Annotated in this window: 18 protein-coding genes and 1 tRNA gene; 10 read left to right on the top strand and 9 right to left on the bottom strand. The window is 75.3% G+C overall.

What is annotated here, in order from left to right; genetic code table 11:
- Positions 1 to 6: 6 nt before the first annotated feature.
- Positions 7 to 2196: a protein kinase gene (locus tag ACIQKA_RS22160; RefSeq protein ID WP_402542050.1), complete on the bottom strand. Its 2190-nt coding sequence runs from the start codon at positions 2194 to 2196 to the stop codon at positions 7 to 9.
- A gap of 55 nt (positions 2197 to 2251) precedes the next feature.
- Positions 2252 to 3328 carry a serine/threonine protein kinase gene (locus ACIQKA_RS22155; protein ID WP_402542049.1) on the bottom strand — a complete coding sequence of 359 codons (1077 nt, stop codon included), beginning with the start codon at positions 3326 to 3328 and terminating at the stop codon, positions 2252 to 2254.
- Between the two features lie 332 nt (positions 3329 to 3660).
- Between ACIQKA_RS22155 and ACIQKA_RS22150 the strand changes: the two genes are divergently transcribed.
- Positions 3661 to 4446 carry a hypothetical protein gene (locus ACIQKA_RS22150; RefSeq protein WP_383433520.1) on the top strand — a complete coding sequence of 262 codons (786 nt, stop codon included), beginning with the start codon at positions 3661 to 3663 and terminating at the stop codon, positions 4444 to 4446.
- 53 nt (positions 4447 to 4499) lie between these two features.
- On the opposite strand, the gene ACIQKA_RS22145 is transcribed toward ACIQKA_RS22150, so the two are convergent.
- Positions 4500 to 4571 (bottom strand) — tRNA-Cys (locus ACIQKA_RS22145).
- Between the two features lie 179 nt (positions 4572 to 4750).
- On the opposite strand from ACIQKA_RS22145, the gene ACIQKA_RS22140 reads away from it, so the two are divergent.
- The 6 genes from ACIQKA_RS22140 to ACIQKA_RS22115 all read left to right on the top strand — a co-directional run bounded on the left by ACIQKA_RS22140 (position 4751) and on the right by ACIQKA_RS22115 (position 11291).
- Positions 4751 to 6274 (top strand): MFS transporter, encoded by a 1524-nt coding sequence (locus ACIQKA_RS22140; RefSeq protein ID WP_402542048.1) that lies wholly within the window; start codon positions 4751 to 4753, stop codon positions 6272 to 6274.
- A gap of 32 nt (positions 6275 to 6306) precedes the next feature.
- Entirely contained in the window at positions 6307 to 6504 is a 198-nt protein-coding gene (locus ACIQKA_RS22135) for an Arc family DNA-binding protein (protein WP_402542046.1), read from the top strand.
- A complete protein-coding gene (locus ACIQKA_RS22130) occupies positions 6501 to 6872 on the top strand; it encodes a type II toxin-antitoxin system death-on-curing family toxin (protein ID WP_383152306.1) in 372 nt (123 codons plus the stop codon). Before ACIQKA_RS22135 ends, ACIQKA_RS22130 begins: the two co-directional genes overlap by 4 nt.
- A gap of 122 nt (positions 6873 to 6994) precedes the next feature.
- Positions 6995 to 8788 carry a DEAD/DEAH box helicase gene (locus ACIQKA_RS22125; protein ID WP_383433526.1) on the top strand — a complete coding sequence of 598 codons (1794 nt, stop codon included), beginning with the start codon at positions 6995 to 6997 and terminating at the stop codon, positions 8786 to 8788.
- 440 nt (positions 8789 to 9228) lie between these two features.
- Positions 9229 to 9870 (top strand): IclR family transcriptional regulator, encoded by a 642-nt coding sequence (locus ACIQKA_RS22120; RefSeq protein ID WP_053648453.1) that lies wholly within the window; start codon positions 9229 to 9231, stop codon positions 9868 to 9870.
- 626 nt (positions 9871 to 10496) lie between these two features.
- Positions 10497 to 11291, top strand: a complete 795-nt coding sequence (locus tag ACIQKA_RS22115) for a S16 family serine protease (RefSeq protein WP_383152304.1) — start codon at positions 10497 to 10499, stop codon at positions 11289 to 11291.
- On the opposite strand, the gene ACIQKA_RS22110 is transcribed toward ACIQKA_RS22115, so the two are convergent.
- The 4 genes from ACIQKA_RS22110 to ACIQKA_RS22095 all read right to left on the bottom strand — a co-directional run bounded on the left by ACIQKA_RS22110 (position 11245) and on the right by ACIQKA_RS22095 (position 14031).
- Positions 11245 to 12567: an MFS transporter gene (locus ACIQKA_RS22110; protein ID WP_402542044.1), complete on the bottom strand. Its 1323-nt coding sequence runs from the start codon at positions 12565 to 12567 to the stop codon at positions 11245 to 11247. The two genes, ACIQKA_RS22115 and ACIQKA_RS22110, sit on opposite strands and share 47 nt — an antisense overlap.
- The gene (locus tag ACIQKA_RS22105; protein ID WP_383152302.1) at positions 12564 to 12746 is read right to left on the bottom strand and encodes a hypothetical protein; all 183 of its coding nucleotides are present in this window, start codon (positions 12744 to 12746) and stop codon (positions 12564 to 12566) included. The genes ACIQKA_RS22110 and ACIQKA_RS22105 overlap by 4 nt, the downstream gene beginning before the upstream one ends.
- A 50-nt stretch (positions 12747 to 12796) precedes the next feature.
- Complete coding sequence (locus tag ACIQKA_RS22100; protein ID WP_383433535.1) at positions 12797 to 13402, bottom strand: ArsR/SmtB family transcription factor; 606 nt, start codon at positions 13400 to 13402, stop codon at positions 12797 to 12799.
- A 149-nt stretch (positions 13403 to 13551) separates the two neighbouring features.
- The gene (locus ACIQKA_RS22095) at positions 13552 to 14031 is read right to left on the bottom strand and encodes an Lrp/AsnC family transcriptional regulator (RefSeq protein ID WP_390112482.1); all 480 of its coding nucleotides are present in this window, start codon (positions 14029 to 14031) and stop codon (positions 13552 to 13554) included.
- A gap of 121 nt (positions 14032 to 14152) precedes the next feature.
- Between ACIQKA_RS22095 and hppD the strand changes: the two genes are divergently transcribed.
- Positions 14153 to 15298, top strand: a complete 1146-nt coding sequence (gene hppD, locus ACIQKA_RS22090) for a 4-hydroxyphenylpyruvate dioxygenase (protein WP_383433541.1) — start codon at positions 14153 to 14155, stop codon at positions 15296 to 15298.
- A gap of 246 nt (positions 15299 to 15544) precedes the next feature.
- On the opposite strand, the gene ACIQKA_RS22085 is transcribed toward hppD, so the two are convergent.
- On the bottom strand, positions 15545 to 16963 hold the full coding sequence (locus ACIQKA_RS22085; protein ID WP_402542042.1) for a hypothetical protein: 1419 nt from the start codon (positions 16961 to 16963) through the stop codon (positions 15545 to 15547).
- A 98-nt stretch (positions 16964 to 17061) separates the two neighbouring features.
- Between ACIQKA_RS22085 and ACIQKA_RS22080 the strand changes: the two genes are divergently transcribed.
- Positions 17062 to 18465, top strand: a complete 1404-nt coding sequence (locus tag ACIQKA_RS22080; RefSeq protein WP_383152297.1) for an FAD-binding oxidoreductase — start codon at positions 17062 to 17064, stop codon at positions 18463 to 18465.
- Positions 18466 to 18493: 28 nt separating this feature from the next.
- On the opposite strand, the gene ACIQKA_RS22075 is transcribed toward ACIQKA_RS22080, so the two are convergent.
- Positions 18494 to 18985, bottom strand: coding sequence for an SsgA family sporulation/cell division regulator (locus ACIQKA_RS22075; protein ID WP_383152296.1), 492 nt, complete (start codon positions 18983 to 18985; stop codon positions 18494 to 18496).
- A gap of 343 nt (positions 18986 to 19328) precedes the next feature.
- On the opposite strand from ACIQKA_RS22075, the gene ACIQKA_RS22070 reads away from it, so the two are divergent.
- Complete coding sequence (locus ACIQKA_RS22070; protein ID WP_402542041.1) at positions 19329 to 20816, top strand: RDD family protein; 1488 nt, start codon at positions 19329 to 19331, stop codon at positions 20814 to 20816.
- Positions 20817 to 20885 lie beyond the last annotated feature (69 nt).

Genomic DNA, 20885 nt, shown 5'->3' with positions numbered 1-20885 from the left:
GCTTCGTCAGGCGAGCGGGAGGGACACCACGGACGTCTGGCCCGCCCCGAAGAGCCGGGTCCTCTCCTTGTCGGTCACGAAGCGGCTCGCCTCCGTCCGGAACACCCAGTCCGAGCGGTAGCCGTCCAGGGCGACCGCGTTGAGACCGCCCCGCACGGGCGTGTACACGTACTTCTCGCCGACCACGGGGGTGGCGAAGAGGTACGGGGACAGGGAGCGCCCGGACGGCCCCTCCGTCCGGTGCCTGCGGCCGTTGCCGGCCCCGACGGACACCAGGCCGGGGGCCTCCCTCCGCTCCTGCGCGTGGACCAGGCCGTTCGCGACGGCCGGCACGCCGTAGGAGGTGGAGGCGGAACCGGAGCCGTACTCCCAGGCGACCGCGCCGTCCGTGAGGCGCAGGGCCCGCAGCCGGTCCCCGCCCAGGTAGACGTGCCGCTCGTCGGTCACCAGCTGGCCGGGGATGTACGAGGCGGAGTCCTTCAGGGGCAGCCGCCGCCGCCACAGCTGCCGGCCGGTGCGCAGGTCGCGCGCCTGGACCAGGAAGGAGTCCAGGTCGCCGCTGTTCTTGCCGAGGACCAGCCGGTCGCCGACGACCTTGGACAGCCAGGGCCGGACGCCGTCCCACGCGTACGGCTGCCGCCACAGCTCCCGGCCCGCGCGCACGTCGACGGCGATCAGGTGCCAGCCGGTGTCGTCCCGGTCCCCGGAGACGTCCCAGTCGCCCCGCCGGGAGGAGGCGAAGAGCACGCCGTCGGAGGCAGTGAGGAGTTCCGTGCCCTTGTACGAGCCCTCGAAGCCCTTCAGGTCGATCGTCCGGGACGTCCCCCCGCCGCCGAGGGCCCCGCGCGTGCGGAGGTGGAGGATGCCGGGGCCCTCGAACTCGCCGCTCGACAGGTAGAAGACCGTGCCGTCGGTGGTGATCTGCCGGGGCTCCATCACCGCGCTCTCGGCCCAGAGTTCGGAGCCGTCGCGCATGTCGAGCGCCCGGAACTCCGTGGTCTCGGCGAAGCCGACGACACCGTCCGCGACCAGCGGGGTGGTCCGCTGCTCGCGGTCGAACGCCTTCTCCTGCCACAGCGGCGCCGGCGCCCCGTCCGCGGCCGTCGGGGCGGGGACGGCGGTGGGCCCGGCCGAGGATCCGCCGTTCGGGCGGCCGTCCCGCCGTCCGCTCCGCCACGCCCACAGGCCGCCGCCCGCGCCCGCCGCCCCGAGCAGGGCGGCGCCGCCCGCGGAGAACAGCCGGCGGCGGGAGAGCGGGGTGGCGGGCGCGGTCTCCGCCGCGACGGGACCCTCCGGGGCCGGGAGCCGGTGCGGGGCGTGCAGCCACACGTCGGTCGCCCGCCGCCCGATGTCGGCGAGCACCAGCGGGGGCAGGTGGTCCGCGAACTCCCCGTGCCCGTCGTGCAGGTGCTCCACGAGGACGGCGGTGGTGGGCCGGTCCGCCGGGTCCTTGGCGAGGCACGCCGTCAGGAGCGGCAGCAGCGCCTCCGGCACGCCGGTGAGGTCGGGTTCGGCGTACCGCACGCGGTACAGCAGGTCGGCGGGGGAGCCCGTGCCGAAGGGGCCGTGGCCGGTGGCCGCGAAGACGAGGACCCCGGCGAGCGCGAACACGTCGCCCGCCGGGGCGTGTTCGTGCCCGCTCGCCTGCTCCGGCGACATGAAGGCCGGGGTGCCGGCCGCCGCCCCCGTGCGGGTGAGGTGGTCGTCGCCGGCCGCGCGGGCGATGCCGAAGTCGATGACCTTCGGGCCGTAGGCGGTGACCAGGACGTTCGAGGGCTTGAGGTCGCGGTGGACCACGTCCGAGGAGTGGAGCTGGGCGAGGGCCCCGGCGAGCGCGGCGCCGAGCGCGCGGACGGTCGGCTCGGGGAACGCGCCGCCGAGCGCGACGGCGTCGTCGAGGGGCGGTCCGAGGACGTACTCGGTGGCCAGCCACGGGGTCTCGGCCAGCGGGTCGGCGTCCACGACGGCCGCGCCGTGGCGGGCGCCGATGATCCGCGCCGCGTCGGTCTCCAGCCGGAACCGGCTGCGGAAGGCGGGATCGGCCGCGAGCCGGGCGTGCACGGTCTTCAGGGCGACCGTCCGGCCGCCCGGGGTGCGGGCCAGGTAGACCGTGCCCATGCCGCCGGAGCCGAGGCGGGCGAGGAGCCGGTACGCGGCGACGGAGGCCGGGTCGTCGTGGGTCAGGGGCGACAGCATGAGGTCAGGTCCGTGCGGTCCGGGGGCGGGGGGCGGGTACGGGCGCGGGGCGCGTTCAGACGGGTACGGGGCCGGGGGCGGCCCGCTCGGGGAGCGGCGGCAGCTCGGCGGCGAGGAGTTCGGCGGACTGGCGGGCGAGCGCGGCGACCACCCGGCCGGGCAGCCAGCCGGGGGCCAGGAGGGAGGGCGCGGGCGCGGGCGGGGCGAGCGAGGCGGCCAGGGCGGCGGCGGTGGGCCGGTCGGCGGGGTCGCGGGCCAGGCAGGCGGCGACCACCGGCCGCAGCCCGTCCGGGAGCTCGTCCCGCTCGGGCACGGTGTGCCCGGTGGCGGCGTGCGCGAGGACGGCGCCGAGCGCGAACACGTCGCCCGGCGGACGCGGCCGTCCCCCGGCCGCCTGCTCGGGGGCGAGGGCCCCGGGATCGATCCCGGGCAGTCCGGCGCGCGGCTCGCCGTCGGGCCCCGCGGCCCGCACCGTCCCGAAACAGCTCAGCAGCGGCCCGCCGGCGGCGATCAGCACGGCGGCGGGGGAGACCCCGGCGTGCGCGAGGCCCCCGGCGTGCACGGCGGCGAGCGTCTCGGCGAGCGCGACCCCGATCCCCCGCACGACCGCCTCGGGCAGCGGCCCGCCGTGCACGGCGAGGGCGACGGGGAGGGGGAGGACGGGGAGGTAGGGGGTGGCGTACCAGGCGGGGGCGGTGGGAGCGGGGGAGGACACGGGCGCGGCGCCGGCTCCGACTCCGGCCCCGGCGCCGGCTCCGGATACGGCTCCGGGGAGGGGAGCGGCTTCGGCCCCGGCTCCGGATACGGCCCCGGCTCCGGATACGGCTCCGTGCACGGCCCCGGATACGGCCCCGGCCCCGCCGATGGCTCCGGCCCCGCCGAAGGGACCCGACACCCGCGTCACCGGTGCGAGCCACGGCCCCACCACGTGGCGTCCCGCCTCCGCCTCCACCGCGAAGCGGGCCGGGTCGGCGCCCGGCAGCGGGGTGCTCAGCAGGACCGTGCGCCCGTCCTCGCCCCGGGCCACGAACCGCCGGCAGGGAGCGGGGGAGCCGGGCGGATCGAGACGGGTGATCAGCCGGTACGGCCCGATCCGCCGCGTGGACTCCCGCCGTGTGCGCGCCTGTTCCACCGGATCGTCCCCCCGTCGTCCCGACGCCCCGGGGCCACCGGAGCGGGAACGAGCCTATCGAGACGGCCGACTCCGGCCACGGGAGGGGCGGAGGGACGGCGCCCGCCGCCCCGGAGGCCGCGGTTGCGGGGGCCTCGGGACTGTGCTGTCCTGGGAGACGGGACGCGACTCCGAACCGTCGGACGAACTCCGCGACCGGGCCGACCGCCGCGCGCGTCGGCCGCGGAATCCGCGGACGCACCGGTCCCCTCCCCACCGCACCTGATGACTCCCCCTGCCCGGGCCGCCCGAACGGTCCTCACGGGGTGAGCGCGTCGGAACGGGAGCAGCGCATGAGGCCCGGAGAGAACCACCCCCGGAGGACCCCGCCGCACGGTCCGCTCGGCCGGCGCGTCAACGGCGTACTCGCCTCCCTGGTCCTCGCGACGGGGGCGCTGTTCGCGGCGTCCCCTCCCGCGCAGGCCGATCCCCCCGTACGGGCCGATTCCCCCGCGCAGGCGAAGTCTCCCGCGCGGGCCGGCGAGGCGCAGGCGGGCCGGGCCCTCCCGTACGGCCCCTACACGTGCAAGGCGAGTCTGGTGTGGCGGGAGGCCGTGCCGGGCGACCTGGTGTGCGTGCCGCCGGCCACGCGGACGCGGACGCAGCAGGACAACGCCGCCGCCGCGTCGCGCGTCCAGCCGGGCGGGGGCGCCTACGGGCCGGACACCTGCAAGCCGGGGTTCGTGTGGCGCGAGGCGCGCCCCTCGGACCACGTCTGCGTCCCGCCCCCCACGCGCGGCTACACCACGAACGAGAACCGGAACGCGGTCTACGGCTACCAGGACCCGACGGGCCTGCCCGCGAACGGCACGGGCGCCCGCTGGGAGAACCAACTGCGCGTCTGGGGTTCGGGATTCACCCCGGACCGGGGCATGGAGGTCTGGGGCTTCTACCCGTCCGACGGCTCGTACGGGAAGTCCTCCCGCCCCCTGAGGGCGGACGGCGCGGGCCGGGTGAACGGCTTCACGACCGCCAACAGCACCGAGCTCACCCACCGGACGATGTACGTCCTGACGCTCGACCCCTCGACGGGCCTGGTCCGCACCGCCGGGCAGGTGAACGCCCCCAACTTCTGGTGACGGGCTCCCGCCGCCGCCGCCGCTCCGGCCCGCCGCCACGGGCGGGCCCTCGGAGACCGTGGCGGGAATCGAACCCGCGTAACTCGCTTTGCAGGCGAGTCCCTGAACCACTCGGGCACACGGTCGTGTTGTGCACTGGTACGACCGTAGGGGGCGGTCTGAGGGGGCTCAAGGGTTCGCGGGGCCGTGCCACGCGACTGCCACACGCCCGCAACACTCCGTTCGCGGTCGTAGGACCGAGGACCGAGGGGCCGCCGGACTTCCGACAGGGGTCATTCGGGTCTACACCTCTTACTCTGGGGGGATGAGCGCCCTCGAACCCCGAGACGCCGGCACCGACGCCGCCGTCGCCCCCACCACCGGAACCGGCCCCCGCGCCGACCGCACCGGAGACCGGAGGCCCACCGCCCCGGGCTCCGTCCTCGACCCGGCGCACCGGGCGCTCAGCATCGGCATCGTCTCCGTCGTCCTGCTCATCGCCTTCGAGGCGACCGCCGTCGGCACGGCCATGCCCGTCGCCGCCCGCGAGCTGAACGGCGTGTCCGTCTACGCCTTCGCCTTCTCCGCGTACTTCACCACCAGCCTCTTCGGCATGGTCCTGGCCGGCCAGTGGTCCGACCGGGGCGGCCCGCTCGCGCCCCTCACCGCCGGCATGTCGGCCTTCGCCGCCGGACTGCTCCTCTCCGGAACCGCCGGCGCCATGTGGATGTTCGTCCTCGGCCGGGCCGTGCAGGGCCTCGGCGGCGGCCTCGTCATCGTCGCCCTGTACGTGGTCGTCAGCCGCGCCTACGACGAGCACCTCAGGCCCGCGATCATGGCCGCCTTCGCCGCGAGCTGGGTCGTCCCCTCCGTCGTCGGGCCGCTCGCCTCCGGCACGATCACCGAGCACCTGGGCTGGCGCTGGGTCTTCGTCGGCATCCCGGCCCTCGTCGTCCTGCCGCTCGCCCTCGCCCTCCCCGCGATCCGCCGCACCGCCTCGGGCCCCGCCGACCCGGAGGCGCCCGTCGCCCCCTGGGACCGGCGCCGGATCCGGCTGGCGCTCGGCATCTCCGCGGGCGCCGGGCTCCTCCAGTACGCCGGGCAGGAACTGCGCTGGCTCTCCCTGCTGCCCGCCGCCGCGGGCGCCGCGCTGCTCGTGCCCGCCGTGCGGGGGCTGCTGCCGCGCGGCACCTACCGGGCCGCCCGCGGCCTGCCCTCCGTGGTCCTGCTGCGCGGGATCGCCGCCGGGTCCTTCATCGCCGCCGAGTCCTTCGTGCCCCTGATGCTGGTCACCCAGCGGGGCCTGAGCCCCACCCTCGCCGGGCTCTCCCTGGCCGTCGGCGGCCTCACCTGGGCGCTCGGCTCCTGGATCCAGTCCCGGCCGTGGACGGAGCCGTACCGCGAGCGGCTCGTCGTCCTCGGGATGGTCCTGGTCGCGCTCGCGATCGCGGCGGCGCCGAGCGTCCTGATCACCGCCGTCCCCGTGTGGACCGTCGCGGTGGCCTGGGCCTTCGGCTGCCTCGGCATGGGCGCGGTGATCTCCTCCACGAGCGTGCTCCTCCTGAAGCTCTCCGCCCCCGAGGAGGCGGGCGCGAACTCCGCCGCCCTCCAGATCTCCGACGGCCTCTCCAACGTCCTCCTCCTCGCCTCCGGCGGCGCGGCCTTCGCCGCCCTCGGCGGCGGCGCGGTGGGCCACGCGGTCGCCTCCCACGCGGCCGCCACCGGCTCCCACCCGGCCGCCTTCGCGGCGGTCTTCCTGCCGATGGCGGGGGTGGCGGCGGCGGGGGCGTGGGTGGCGACGCGGCTGCACGGGGAGCCGGTGCGGTCCGGGGACCCGAAAGCCCCCTGACACCATGTGGTACCGCGCGGTACCATGGCGTCATGGCCGGTCTCAACGTCAGGTTCACCGAAGAAGAGCTGAACGCCCTGCGCGAGCGGGCCGAGGCGGAAGGGCGCAGTATGCAGTCCTTCGCGCACGACGCCGTGATCCGGGCCGTGAACGAGCACTCCCGCCTCTTCGACGAGGCGGCCGAGCACGTGCTGAAGGTCAGTGAGGAGCTGAACCGGAGGCTCGCGTGACGTACTGCCTCACGCTCCCCGAGGCCCTGAACCTCGCGCAGCGGCTCGGCGCGGACGAAGTGCGGGACTACGGCCTCCTCGACTCCGCCCTGGCGCGTCCGCAGTCGAGCGTGTTCGGCCAGGACGCCTACCCGGACGTCTGGCAGAAGGCCGCGGCGCTCATGGAGTCGCTCGCCCGCAACCACTCGCTCGTGGACGGGAACAAGCGCATCGCCTGGTACGCGACCTGGGTCTTCCTCCACGTGAACGGGCATCCGCTGGACTCGGCCTTCGACGTCGACGAAGCGGAGGCGTTCGTCCTGGACGTCTGCCAGGGCGCCCTCGACGTCCCCAGGATCGCCGCACAGCTGCCCCGCTTCGCGCGCTGACCGCCCCGACGTGAGCTGAATCGCACCCGGGTGGGAGACCCCCCGCCGGGTACGAGGTCCGGGCCGGGCCGCCGGTAAGGTGGCCCGGTTGTCATATCTGGACGAGCGTCGAACCGGAGATCGTGACTACCACCGCCCCCTCCTCACACCACCTCTCTCCCGCCTTCCCCGGCCGCGCCCCCTGGGGCACCGCCAACAAGCTGCGAGCCTGGCAGCAGGGCGCGATGGAGAAGTACATCCAGGAGCAGCCCCGCGACTTCCTCGCGGTCGCCACCCCCGGAGCCGGCAAGACCACCTTCGCGCTGACCCTCGCCTCGTGGCTGCTGCACCACCACGTCGTGCAGCAGGTCACCGTGATCGCGCCCACCGAGCACCTGAAGAAGCAGTGGGCCGCGGCCGCCGCGCGCATAGGGATCAAGCTGGACCCGGAGTACAGCGCCGGGCCGCTCAGCAAGGAGTACGACGGCGTCGCCCTCACCTACGCGGGCGTCGGCGTCCGGCCCATGCTCCACCGCAACCGCTGCGAACAGCGCAAGACCCTCGTCATCCTGGACGAGATCCACCACGCCGGAGACTCCAAGTCCTGGGGCGAGGCCTGCCTGGAGGCCTTCGAGCCGGCCACGCGCCGCCTCGCGCTCACCGGCACCCCGTTCCGCTCCGACACCAACCCGATCCCCTTCGTCACCTACGAGGAGGGCAACGACGGCATCCGCCGGTCGTCCGCGGACTACACGTACGGCTACGGCAACGCCCTCGGCGACGGGGTCGTCCGGCCGGTCATCTTCCTCTCCTACAGCGGCAACATGCGCTGGCGCACCAAGGCCGGCGACGAGATCGCCGCCCGCCTCGGCGAACCGATGACCAAGGACGCGATCTCGCAGGCCTGGCGCACCGCCCTCGACCCGCGCGGCGACTGGATGCCGAACGTGCTGCGCGCCGCCGACCAGCGGCTCACCGAGGTCCGCAAGTCGATCCCGGACGCGGGCGGCCTCGTCATCGCCTCCGACCAGGAGTCGGCCCGCGCGTACGCCAAGCTGATCCGCGAGATCACCGGCACCCGGCCCACCCTCGTCCTCTCCGACGACACGGGCGCCTCGAACCGCATCGACGAGTTCAGCGAGAGCGGCGACCGCTGGATGGTCGCCGTCCGCATGGTGTCCGAGGGCGTCGACGTCCCGCGCCTCGCGGTTGGCGTGTACGCGACGACGATCTCGACCCCGCTCTTCTTCGCCCAGGCCGTCGGCCGCTTCGTGCGCTCCCGCAGGCGCGGCGAGACCGCGTCCGTGTTCCTGCCCACGATCCCCAGCCTCCTCGGCTTCGCCAACGAGATGGAGGTCGAGCGCGACCACACGCTCGACCGGCCGAAGAAGGCGGGCGAGGACGAGGACCCGTACGCCGAGTCCGAGAAGGAGATGGCGGAGGCCGAGAAGCAGCAGGACGAGGACACCGGGGAGCAGGACATGCTGCCCTTCGAGGCCCTGGAGTCCGACGCCGTCTTCGACCGCGTCCTCTACAACAGCGCCGAGTTCGGCATGCAGGCCCACCCCGGCAGCGAGGAGGAGCAGGACTACCTCGGCATCCCCGGCCTCCTCGAACCCGACCAGGTGCAGCTCCTCCTCCAGAAGCGCCAGGCCCGGCAGATCGCGCACAGCCGCAAGAAGCCGGACACCGAGGCGGACCTCCTGGAGCTGCCCGCCGAGCGGCGGCCCGTCGTCTCCCACAAGGAGATGCTCGAACTGCGCAAGCAGCTCAACACGATGGTCGGCGCGTACGTGCACCAGAGCGGCAAGCCGCACGGCGTCGTCCACACCGAGCTGCGCCGGGTCTGCGGCGGCCCGCCGAGCGCGGAGGCCACCGCCGGGCAGATCCGGGAGCGGATCAAGAAGGTCCAGGAGTGGGCCACCCGCATGCGCTGAGGACCCGCCGGACGGTGGACCGGAGGCCCGTACGCACCCGTGCGCACGGGCCTCCGCCGTTCCCGCCGCGACGCGGGGCCGGGGACGTCGTGACGCGGTGCCGGGGCGTCGTGACGCGGGGCCGGACCGGTGGTTCCTTCCCCTCCGAGCCCCCGCACGACATAGCCGTTCTTGTCCGCCGAAGTCCTTCCTCCGGCCGACGAACGACCCGAACCGTCTCCATACGGTCGCCGGCGCCCGGATTCTGGACGAGGTCTTCCGCTGAGCGGAGCGGGTCGCTACTGTCCCGGCTCAAAAGCATTCGCCCCGTGGCAGCGCCGCCGCGGAGCGCAGCCGGTGTACCCCTTCCTGCCGGCGGCCTCTGACGTGCGTCGCCGCGGGACCGGCGAGGCAACCCCGTGAGAGTCCCGCCTCCATCTCACTCCGAAGGAGAGGGCGTCGTGACCGCGGAGACCTCCCAGACGCTCGACCGGGGACTCAGAGTCCTCAAACTGCTCGCCGACACCGACCACGGCCTGACCGTCACCGAGTTGTCCAACAAACTCGGCGTGAACCGGACCGTGGTGTACCGGCTCCTGGCCACGCTCGAACAGCACGCCCTGGTCCGCCGGGACCTGGGCGGACGCGCCCGCGTCGGCCTCGGCGTGCTGCGGCTCGGGCGCCAGGTCCACCCCCTGGTGCGCGAGGCGGCGCTGCCCGCGCTGCGCTCGCTCGCCGAGGACATCGGGGCCACGGCCCATCTCACCCTGGTCGACGGGGCGGAGGCGCTCGCGGTCGCGGTCGTCGAACCGACCTGGACCGACTACCACGTCGCCTACCGGGCCGGTTTCCGCCACCCGCTGGACCGGGGCGCGGCCGGCCGCGCGATACTCGCCGCCCGCCAGGGCGGACTGACCGAACCGGGCTACACCCTCACCCACGGCGAGCTGGAGGCCGGCGCGAGCGGCGCCGCCGCCCCCCTGGTCGGCGTCACCGGCGTCGAGGGCAGCGTCGGCGTCGTCATGCTCGCCGACGCCGTCCCCGAGCGGGTCGGCCCGAGGGTGGTCGACGCGGCCCGCGAGGTCGCGGACGCGCTGCGCTAGGGCACGCGGCGGCCCGGGACGGCACGCGCCGCGCGACCGCCGGTACGGGCACGCGCCGCGCGACGGCCGGTACGAGTACGCGCCGCGCGACGGCCGGTACGAGGACGAGTACGGGTGTACGGGGCGGACCCGGACCTTCGGGGCCGCCCCGCCCTCGACCGCGCCCCGCCCCGCTCCCGGCCCCGCACCGGCCTTGGCCCCGCCCCGGACCGTGCGCCGACCGCGTCCCGCGTCCCGCGCTCCGTCTCCGGCCGCGCCCCTGCCCCGGACCGTGCCCCGGCCGCGGCCCTGCACCAGCCTTGATCCTGCCCCGTCTCCGGCCGCGCCCCGGCCGCGCTCCGTCTCCGGACGCGCCCCGGGCCGTCCCCCGGCCGCGGCCCTGTCCCGGCCTTGATCCTGCCTCGTCTCCGGTCGCTTCTCCTGCCTCGCTTCCGGCCGCGCCCCGGCCGCGCTCCGTCTCCGGATGCGCCCCGTGCCGCCCCGGGCCGTGCCCCGGCCGCGGCCCTGTCCCGGCCTTGATCCCGCCCCGCCTCCTGCCTCGTCTCCGGCCGCTTCTCCTGCCCCGCCTCCGGCCGCGCCCCGTGCCCCCCGCCCCGTACCCCCGCGCGTCCCAGTAGATTGGACGCGTGCTCTCCAGCCTCTCCCGTCCCCGTGCCCTCGCGCTCTGCGCGCTGCCCGTCGTCGCGCTCTTCGCCGTCGTCGGGCTCGCGCCGCTGCCGTACGCGATCGCGCAGCCCGGCACGACCGCCGACGTGCTGGGCGAGGACAAGGGGAAGCAGGTCATCACGGTCACCGGCGCCCCGGTCCGGAAGACCGAGGGGCAGCTGCGGATGACGACGATCCTCGCGACCGGGCCGTCGGCGGACATCCGCTTCGGGGACGTGGCCGACGCCTGGTTCCGCACCGACCGGGCCGTCCTGCCGAAGGGCTCCGTCTACCCCTCGGGGAAGTCGGACGCGGAGGTCGAGAAGCACAACCTGGGCCAGATGCGGCAGTCGCAGGACGCGGCCGCCCTCGCCGCCCTCGGCTATCTGAAGAAGGACCCCGGGAAGGTGAAGGTGACCCTGCACCTCGCCGACATCGGCGGGCCCAGCGCCGGGCTCCTCTTCTCCCTCGGCATCGTCGACAAGCTCGACGGGAACGGGGACGGCGGCGACCTCACCGGCGGCCGGACCGTCGCCGGCACGGGCACGATCGCGCCCGACGGGAAGGTCGGCGCCGTCGGCGGGGTCTCCCTCAAGACGCAGGCCGCCGCCCGGGACGGCGCCACCGTCTTCCTGGTGCCGAAGGCGGAGTGCTCGGACGCGGAGGCCGAGCTGCCGAAGGGGATGCGGCTCGTGCCCGTCACCGCCCTCGGCGACGCGGTGGAGTCCCTCAGGGCCCTGGGGCAGGGGCAGGACGCGAAGGTTCCGTCCTGCTGACCTCCCCGGCGGGACCGGCGGGCGCGGGCTTCGCGTCCATCTCCCGCCACGCCGGGAACACCAGCGGCGAGAGCGTCGCCAGGAAGTAGGCCGCCCCGATCCCGAGCAGCGTCGCCGCCAGGCCGGCCCGCTCGACCAGGAGGCCGGCCGTGAGGCCGCCCAGCGGGGTCGTGAGCAGCACCCCCGCCGTGCTCGCGCCCATGACCCGGCTGCGCAGCTCCTCGGGGACCCGTTCGTACGTCACCGTGGACAGGATCGGGTTGAGCACCCCGACGCCGAACCCGGCCGCCGCGAGCGTCACCAGGAGCGGGGCGGTGGTGTCGGTGAGCGCGGCCACGACGTACGGCGGGGCGCCGCCGACCAGGAACCCGGCCGTGAACACGGCCCGGCGCGGGAAGCGTTCCCCGACCGCCCCGTAGAGCAGCGCCCCGGCGAGGGCGCAGCCGCCGAAGACCGCGACGAGCAGGCCCTGGGTGGCGGGCCCGTCCAGGTTCTCCCGGGCGTGCACCGGCAGCAGGACCGAACTCCAGCTCTGGCTCAGGCCGTTGGTCACCATCACCATGGCGGTGATGGCGAGCAGCAGCTTGGCGCGGAACAGGAAGGCGTACCCCTCGCGCAGATCGGCCCGGTAGCGGGCGGGGGAGAGCGGCGGGCCGCCGCGCACCGGCTCCGCCTCGGGCACCCCGCGCAGCCCGGCCAGGACGAGCAGCGCGGAGAGGGCGAAGGTCGCCGAGTCGAGGAGCAGGACCGTGTCGGCGCCCAGGAGCGCGACGAGCAGCCCGGCGACGCCGGCGCCCGCCATCCAGGCCCCGCGCGACACGGCGTCGTACAGGCTGGCGGCCCGGGTGAGCGAGGTCCCGGCCCGCCCGGCGAGTTCGGGGACCAGGACGCGCCGGGCCGTCTCGCCGGGCGCGTGGCACAGGCCGTTGACCGCCATCAGGGCGCACAGCATCCAGAACCGCAGGGCTCCGGCGTGGTGCAGGAGCGGGATCGCGGCGAGCGCCAGGCCGCAGACCAGGTCGGAGGCGACGCTGATCCGGCGGCGGCCCAGCCGGTCGATGACCGGGCCGCCCGCGAGGGCCGAGACGAGGACGGGCAGGGCCGCGCAGAAGGCGACGAACCCGGCCCTGCCGGGGCTTCCCGTGGTCTCCAGGGCGAACCACGGGACGCCGATGAGGGTGAGCGAACTGCCGGTGATCGAGACGGCGTTGGCGGCCAGGACGGTGGCCAGCGGCCGTGCGTCCCTCTTCTCCCCGCCTCCCCCCGGCGCGGTCACGCGGCCAGGGTGACCGGGCGGCCGGCGGGCACCGCGAGCCGCAGGCCCAGCTCGACCAGGCGCCAGCCGATCTGGACGCGGAGGGCGGGGGATTCCCCTTCGAGGTGCGGACGTCCGGCGGCGCGGTGGGCCTCGGCGGCGGTCAGGGCGTGCAGCTGGAGGTGGATGTCGGCATGCATGGCGCGCGGTCCTTCCTTGCTGGGTTCGGGATGCTCGGCGGGCGCGGTGCTCAGTCCTCGCGCTGCGGGAACGCGTGGAGGTGGACCCGTATGCGCTCGGCGTCCGGCGCGTCCTGCTCGGGGGCGGTCCGGTACTCCTCCACCAGGGCGTGCACCTTCTCGCTGAGCTCGCGCAGCTTCGCGGGCGGCAGCCGCAGCGTGAAGTCGCTCATGTCGGCGGAGCCGAGCCACTTCTGGTCCCAGTCCCCCCGGGTGCCGAGGTAGGTGTTGAGCTCCTGGGTGTGGATGTTCGCGATCTCGTGCATGTAGACGTCGACGGCGCCCCGGACCTCCGGGTCCTCGTTCCGGTAGAGCGACTCGTCGAAGACCGTGCCGCCCGGGACCGCCTTCCACCACCGCTCCCGGCCCTTGCCGCGCTCCGGGTCGTCCTCGACGAAGCCGTGGGCGGCGAGCTGGCGCAGGTGGTAGCTGGTCGCCCCGCTGGACTCCCCGAGCCGCTCGGCCAGCTGGGAGGCGGTGGCGGAGCCCTGGCGGCGCAGGGCGCGCAGGAGCTGGATCCGGAGGGGGTGCGCGAGGCCGCGCAGGGTGCGGGGGTCGAGGGGACGGACGACGTGTTCCCCGGGGGTCCCCCCGGGGCGCTTCTCGGGCTCGGGCATGCCCTGAGCGTAGACATGCAAAGAAGTACTTGCAAGGTTTTCTTTGCAAGTACTTCTTTGCAGGAGCTTCTCCGCGGCCGTTCCTCCGCGGCCGTTCCTCCGCGGCCGCTCCTCCGTGGTCGTTCCTCCGCGGCCGCGGCCGCGGCCCGCTACGCCGGCGGCTCCCCGCCCGCCGCCTGCTCCACCAGCGGGATGATCCGCAGCGGCACCGGGTTCTCCATCACGATCGCCGTCGACGCCCGCACGATCCCCTCGAACCCCACCACCTTGTCGATCACCCGCTGGAGGTCCGCGTTCGAGCGGGCCACCAGCCGGCAGAGCATGTCCCCGTGGCCCGTGGTCGTGTGCAGCTCCAGGACCTCCGGCACCGTCGCCAGGTGCCCCCGCACGTCCGCGCCCTGCCCCTGCTTGATCTCCAGCGTCGCGAAGGCCGTCACCGGATAGCCGAGCGCCGCCGGGTCCACCTCCGGTCCGAACCCCCTGATCACCCCCGCCCCCTGGAGCCGGTCGAGCCGCGCCTGCACCGTCCCCCGCGCCACCCCGAGGCGCCGGGAGGCCTCCAGGACCCCTATGCGCGGCTCGCGCGCGAGCAGCGCGATCAGCCGCCCGTCCAGATGATCGATCGCCACGGCGGCCTCCTCGTAGTCAGGATGTACAAGTCGCCCGACCATCCTGGCGTGTCGCTGTACAGATTGACCAGGGAAGAAGCAAACTCTTGCGCACCTTGCAGAACGACGGGACTCTGCTTCCATGACTGAGACCATCGAGCACACCTCCTCCACGGCGCGGCAGGCCGATCCCTTCCCCGTGAAGGGAATGGACGCGGTCGTCTTCGCCGTCGGCAACGCCAAGCAGGCCGCCCACTACTACTCCACCGCCTTCGGCATGAAGCTGGTCGCCTACTCCGGACCGGAGAACGGCAGCCGCGAGACGGCGAGCTACGTCCTCACCAACGGCGCCGCGCGCTTCGTGTTCACCTCCGTCATCAAGGCCTCCACCGACCGGGGCCGCTTCCTCGCCGAGCACGTGGCCGAGCACGGCGACGGCGTCGTCGACCTGGCGATCGAGGTCCCGGACGCCCGCGCCGCCTACGCGTACGCCGTCGAGCACGGCGCCACCGGCCTCACCGAGCCGCACGAGGTGGAGGACGAGCACGGCACCGTCGTCCTCGCCGCCATCGCCACCTACGGCAAGACCCGCCACACCCTGGTCGAGCGCTCCGGCTACAGCGGCCCGTACCTCCCGGGCTTCGTCCCCGCGAACCCGATCGTCGAGCCCCCGGCCAAGCGCACCTTCCAGGCCATCGACCACTGCGTCGGCAACGTCGAGCTCGGGAAGATGAACGACTGGGTCGGCTTCTACAACAAGGTCATGGGCTTCACGAACATGAAGGAGTTCGTGGGCGACGACATCGCGACCGAGTACTCGGCGCTCATGTCGAAGGTCGTCGCGGACGGCACCCTCAAGGTGAAGTTCCCGATCAACGAGCCCGCGATCGCGAAGAAGAAGTCGCAGATCGACGAGTACCTGGAGTTCTACGGCGGCGCCGGCGTCCAGCACATCGCGCTCGCCACCAACGACATCGTCGCCACCGTGCGCGCGATGCGGGCCGCGGGCGTCTCCTTCCTCGACACCCCCGACTCGTACTACGACACCCTCGGCGAGTGGGCCGGCGAGACCCGGGTGCCGGTCGAGACCCTGCGCGAGCTGAAGATCCTCGTCGACCGCGACGAGGACGGCTACCTGCTCCAGATCTTCACCAAGCCGGTCCAGGACCGCCCGACCGTCTTCTTCGAGATGATCGAGCGCCACGGCTCGATGGGCTTCGGCAAGGGCAACTTCAAGGCCCTCTTCGAGGCGATCGAGCGCGAGCAGGAGAAGCGCGGCAACCTCTAGGAGCCGCCCACGCGCGCGAGGGGGTCCGGGGCAGCACCCCGGACCCCTTCGCCGCGCCACCGACCGGGCCGGCCCGGGCCCGGCCACCCACCGGACCCGGCGCACGGCCCCGGCGTTCCGGCGGGACACGGGGCCCGCCCGGGACGCCGCCCTTCGAGGACGGCCGGGCACGCGCGCGCACCTGACCGCACGCGCGCGTGTCCGGCTCCGCGTGCCTCCCGCGCACCGGCCCGAGCCGCGCGGTGCCTACGCGCGCGTGCCGGTCCCCGCGGCCGTCGCCTTCTCCGTGCGCGAAGGCCCCTCCGGCCCGACTCCCTCCGGCAGTTCGTCCGGCGGCTCCCCGACCGCCGCGAGCGCCGCCGCCGCCCTCGGGGCGTGCAGGGGCGAGAAGTCCGGATTGATCCGCAGGGCCTCCGCCAGATGGCGACGGGCCGGGCCCCGGAGCTCCAACGCCCGCTCGATCTCGCCCCGGTGGTACGCGAAGAGCGCGCTCCGCAGCCCTTCCTCCGTGGCCCGCTTCGCGTACTCCAGCGCCTCCGCCGCCCGCCCCGACCGGAACAGCGCCCAGCCCAGCGCGTCCGCCGCCCCCACCGAGCGGTGCCCGCGCGCCCACTCCGCCCGCAGCCGGACCACCGCCGCCGCCGGATCGCCGTGGTCCGCGTCCAGCAGCCCCAGGGGCACCTCCGCCCGCGCCCACGTGCCCGTCCGCAGCCGCTCGTACTGCGCCCGCGCGTCCGCGTCCAGGCCCAGCGACTCGTACAGCTCGCCCGCCTCCAGGACGTACTCCGGCAGCGGCAGTCGGGCCAGGGCCGCCCGCCAGTCCCGTACGGCCTCCTCCGCGCGCCCCAGGGCCGCGAGCGCCCGCGCCCGGCCCGCGAGCGAGGGCCCGTGGTCCCGCACGAGCCGCAGCGCCGCCCCGTGCCGCTCCAGGGCCTCCTCCGGCTCGCCCCGCTCCCACGCCAGGTCCCCGAGCCGCCCCAGGGCCGCCGCCTTCTCCGCGTCCGCCTCCGCGAGCGCCGCCGCGTCCAGGGCCGCCGCGTCCGCGTCCTCGCGCCAGCCCCGGTCGCGGTACGACTGGGAGGCCCGCGCGCGCACCACGGCGCCCGCGTGCAGCTCCTCCAACCTCTCCACCGCCCCGCGCGCCGCCCCGTAGTCCCCGAGGCCGTTGTACGCGTCGATCAGGACCGGGTACACCGGCCAGCGCCCCGGCTCCGCCTTCCGCACCCGCTCGCCCCACTCCCGGGCGGCCCGCCAGTCGCCCCGCGCCCCCGCGAGGGCCCCCAGACCGAGCTGCGCGGCCGTGTTGCCGCGCGCGGCGGGCCGTTCGGCCAGGGAGCGCCGCAGCGCCTCCTCGGCCCGCGGATAGTCCCGTGCGTCCCCGAGCCGCGTCCCGCGCTCCGTGTACGCCGCGCCGAGCTCCGCCCAGGACGCCGCGTCGTCCGGGTGCGCCCACAGCCACTTCTCCCGGTCCGCGATCAGCGCGGCCAGGTCCGGCAGCGCCGCCTGCGCGCCCGCGCGGGCCGCGATCACCGCCCGCTCCGCCGGTCCCGGCGGGGGCGGCGTCCCCCGGCCGAGGAACTCCGGGGCGTACAGCAGCGCCGTCGCCGCGAGCACCGCGCCCGCGCCGGCGGCGAGGACCGTCCTCGACACGTTCTGGCTCTTCACGGCACTCACTGTGCTCCCGCGCCCGCCCGTACGAAGAGCACACGAAGCGCCCGCCCCGGCGGGTTCACACCGATGGCCCCGGGTGCCACGCTGGACGCATGGACGATCTCCAGACGCCGCAGAAGGACGACCTCCGGTCACGGCTCCACGAGCGCCTGCTCGCCGGACTGCCCGCCGAGGCCCTGCTCACCGATCCCGACGTGACGGCCTCCTACGCCCACGACATGGCGAGCTTCTGCACGGCCGGCACCCCCGCGGCCGTCGTGCTCCCGCGCACCGTGGAACAGGTGCGACACGTCATGCGCACCGCGACCGAGCTCCGCGTCCCCGTCGTCCCGCAGGGCGCCCGCACCGGCCTGTCCGGCGGCGCCAACGCCTCCGACGACTGCATCGTGCTCTCCCTGGTCAAGATGGACCGCATCCTGGAGATCGACCCCGTCGACCGGATCGCCGTCGTCGAACCGGGCGTGGTCAACGCTGTCCTGTCCCGGGCCGTCGCCGAGCGGGGCCTGTACTACCCGCCGGACCCCTCCAGCTGGGAGACGTGCACCATCGGCGGCAACATCGGCACCGCCTCCGGCGGCCTGTGCTGCGTCAAGTACGGGGTCACCGCCGAGTACGTCCTCGGCCTCGACGTCGTCCTCGCCGACGGGCGGCTCCTGACCACCGGCCGCCGCACCGCCAAGGGCGTCGCCGGATACGACCTGACCCGCCTCTTCGTCGGCTCCGAGGGCAGCCTCGGCGTCGTCGTGAAGGCCGTCCTCGCCCTCAAGCCGCGGCCCCCGGCGCAGCTCGCGCTCGCCGCCGAGTTCCCCTCCGCCGCCGCTGCCTGCGCCGCCGTCTGCGCGATCATGGAGCGCGGCCACACCCCCTCGCTCCTCGAACTGATGGACCGCACGACGGTCCGGGCCGTCAACGAGCTGGCGCGCATGGGGCTGCCCGACACCACCGAGGCGCTCCTGCTGTGCGCCTTCGACACCCCCGACCCGGCCGCCGACCTGGCCGCCGTCGGCGAGCTGTGCGCGGCGGCGGGCGCCACCGAGGTCGTCCCGGCCGCCGACGCCGCCGAGTCCGAACTCCTCCTCCAGGCCCGCCGGCTCTCCCTCACCGCCCTGGAGACCATCAAGTCGGCCACGATGATCGACGACGTGTGCGTGCCCCGCACCCGGCTCGCCGAGATGCTCGACGGCACGGCGGCCGTCGCGGAGAAGTACGGCCTGACCATCGGCGTCTGCGCGCACGCGGGCGACGGCAACACCCACCCCGTCGTCTGCTTCGACCACACCGACGAGGACGAGTCGCGGCGGGCGCGCGAGTCCTTCGACGAGATCATGGCGCTCGGGCTCGCCCTCGGCGGCACGATCACCGGCGAGCACGGCGTCGGCGTCCTCAAGAAGGAGTGGCTGGCGCGCGAGTTGGGGCCGGTCGGCCTGGAGCTCCAGCGCGGGATCAAGGCGACCTTCGACCCCCTCGGGCTCCTCAACCCCGGAAAGCTCTTCTGAGCCTTCCCGGAGGGGACCGCCCACGGGATCAGCGCTCGCCGTCCTGCGACTCGTCCGACGGCCACGGGTCGCGCAGCCACAGGTCGTCGGCGGCCACGGTGGTCGCGAGCAGTTCGGCGAGCCCGTCGTCGATGCCGAGCCGCTCCGACTCGGTGCCCGGCGGCACGGCGCGCAGGGTCCGCTCCAGCCAGGCGGACACCTGCGCGGACGGGGCTTCGAGGAGGGCGTCGCCGTCCGGGGAGGAGAGCGCCATCAGGACGACGCTGCGGTCGTCGACCTTGGTGGGCCAGATGCGGACGTCCCCGTGGCCGCAGGCCCGGAAGACGCCCTCGACGAGCAGTTCGCGCGCGAAGGTCCAGTGGACCGGGTGGTCCGTGCCGATGTGGAAGGTGATGTGGACGGCGTACGGGTCGTCGGTCCGGTAGGCGAGCCGGGCGGGCACCGGCACGGCGCGCTCGGGGGAGAGCACCAGCTTCAGTTCCAGCTCGCGCTCGACGGTGGTGTCGTCCGTGTTCTGCATGGTCGTACTCCTTCTCGCGGAAGGCCCCGGGCGGGCCTTCACCAGGAGAGAGCGGGGTGCCCGCGACTCATTACGCGACTTCGGGAAGTTTTTTCGGGAAGTTTTTTCCCGCCCGTGTGCCCGCGGGAGTCCCGGGCATGCTCCTCGGGACGAGCGAACCGAATGCATCGGCCCGAACATCACGCGGAGTGATCGATTCCGGGGCGTGTCGCCCGAAGGCGGCCTTTCTCGTCGGCTCTTTCTTCCCCGAGCGACGTTCTTCGTTACTGTCATCCCTGGGCGCGGCACGCCCGGCGCGCTGCCGTGCGGATCAAGGGCGTTGTGACTGAACGGAGTCGGGGCAGTGGCTACTCCTCCTGGAGGCGGCGGAGAGGTACCGCAGGCGGGGTACTACCCGGACCCGTCCATTCCCGGGTACATCCGGTACTGGAACGGGGGAGCGTGGGTCCCCGGCACGAGCCGGCCCGCCCCCTCGGACGACGACGCCCCGCCCCGCCCGCCCGCCGCGGCGGCCCCGGCGGGCCCGGTCCCCGCCTCCGCTCCCGCCCCCGCCGCTGCTCCGCCCGCCGCGCCCGAGCGCCCCGCCGCGTCCGTACCGGCCCAGGCACAGCCGCAGCCGTCGGCCCCGCAGTCGCCGGCCCCGTCGTCCCCGGACCGGGAGCAGCCCCCGGCCCAGGAGCAGCCCCGCGCCCAGGCCGCCGCGCAGGTTCCCGCCCAGGCCCAGGCGCCCGTCCCGGAGCCCGTGGCCGCGCGGCCCCGGGCCGCGTCCCCGGCGCCCGCCCCCGCCAGGAAGCCCGCCCCCGTGCCGACCGTGGAGGAGACCGGGCCGGTCTTCCTCGACGAGGAGCCGGCTCCGGCGGAGCCCGCCTCGGCCTGGCAGGCGGACACCTCCCGGCAGACCGGTTTCGGCGGCGACCGCGACCGGAAGGTCTCCTGGGGCGCGCCCCGCACCCCCGACCCGCGCACCCCGGCGGAGTGGCCGGTCGCGGGCGAACAGGCGGAGGCGCAGACCCCGGCCCCGGCCCCGGTACACCCCCCGGCCCAACCCCAACCTCAACCCCAACCGCAGGCCCAGGCCCCCGCCCCCGCGCGGCCGGCCGACCCCCGCCCGACCGGAGGAGCCGCGCGCCTCGGGGGCATGCCGGTCACCCCGGTCCCCACCCCGGCCCCCGCGCCCCGGCCGGCCCCGGAGCCCGCGGCCCCGGCCCCCGCCCCCTCCTGGGCCCAGCCGCAGCCCCAGCCCCAGCCGCAGCCCCAGGCGTCACCGCCCCCGGAGCAGCAGCAGCCGGTCGCGCCCTGGAAGCCGCCGGTCGAGGACCCGTTCCTCCGGGCGGCCCGCGCGCAGGCCTCCGCGCGCCCCGCCGGGCTCGGCCGGCGCCTGGTCGCCCGGCTGGTCGACTCCGTCGTCATGGGCGCTCTCGCGGGCGCGGCCGCCCTCCCCTTCCTGGCCGCCGCGCTCGACCACATCGAGGGCAAGATCGAGGCGGCCCGGCAGTCCGGGACCACCGTCCAGGTCTGGCTGGTGGACTCGACGACCTCCGTCCAGTTCGGCGCCGCCCTCGCCGCGCTCGTCGTCGTCGGGCTCCTCTACGAGGTGCTGCCGACCGCCAGGTGGGGCCGCACCCTCGGCAAGAAGCTCTGCGGGATCCAGGTGCGGGACATCGAGGCGCACGAGCCGCCGACGTTCGGCGGGGCCCTGAAGCGCTGGCTCGTCCACACCGTCCTGGGCCTCCTGGCCGTCGGCGTCCTCAACGTCCTGTGGTGCGTCTTCGACCGCCCCTGGCGCCAGTGCTGGCACGACAAGGCCGCCCGCACCTTCGTGGCGCGCTGACCCGGCGGGCCGGGCGGCGCCGGGTCCCCCGAACGGGCGGCGATTCCTTGCGGGGGCGTCCCGCCCGGG

Origin of the sequence: Streptomyces sp. NPDC092045, assembly GCF_044756005.1 — a bacterium.
Taxonomy (GTDB): domain Bacteria; phylum Actinomycetota; class Actinomycetes; order Streptomycetales; family Streptomycetaceae; genus Streptomyces.
Note: the sequence above shows the minus strand (reverse complement) of the source record. Positions and strands in the feature narration are given on the sequence as shown.

Excerpts from the sequence above, each read along its gene's own strand:
- ACIQKA_RS22080 (WP_383152297.1), top strand. The coding sequence starts at position 17,062 with ATGGACGATCTCCAGACGCCGCAGAAGGACGACCTCCGGTCACGGCTC.
- ACIQKA_RS22135 (WP_402542046.1), top strand. The coding sequence starts at position 6,307 with ATGGCCGGTCTCAACGTCAGGTTCACCGAAGAAGAGCTGAACGCCCTG.
- ACIQKA_RS22075 (WP_383152296.1), bottom strand. The coding sequence starts at position 18,985 with ATGCAGAACACGGACGACACCACCGTCGAGCGCGAGCTGGAACTGAAG.
- ACIQKA_RS22160 (WP_402542050.1), bottom strand. The coding sequence starts at position 2,196 with ATGCTGTCGCCCCTGACCCACGACGACCCGGCCTCCGTCGCCGCGTAC.
- ACIQKA_RS22140 (WP_402542048.1), top strand. The coding sequence starts at position 4,751 with ATGAGCGCCCTCGAACCCCGAGACGCCGGCACCGACGCCGCCGTCGCC.
- ACIQKA_RS22100 (WP_383433535.1), bottom strand. The coding sequence starts at position 13,402 with ATGCCCGAGCCCGAGAAGCGCCCCGGGGGGACCCCCGGGGAACACGTC.
- hppD (WP_383433541.1), top strand. The coding sequence starts at position 14,153 with ATGACTGAGACCATCGAGCACACCTCCTCCACGGCGCGGCAGGCCGAT.
- ACIQKA_RS22150 (WP_383433520.1), top strand. The coding sequence starts at position 3,661 with ATGAGGCCCGGAGAGAACCACCCCCGGAGGACCCCGCCGCACGGTCCG.
- ACIQKA_RS22105 (WP_383152302.1), bottom strand. The coding sequence starts at position 12,746 with ATGCATGCCGACATCCACCTCCAGCTGCACGCCCTGACCGCCGCCGAG.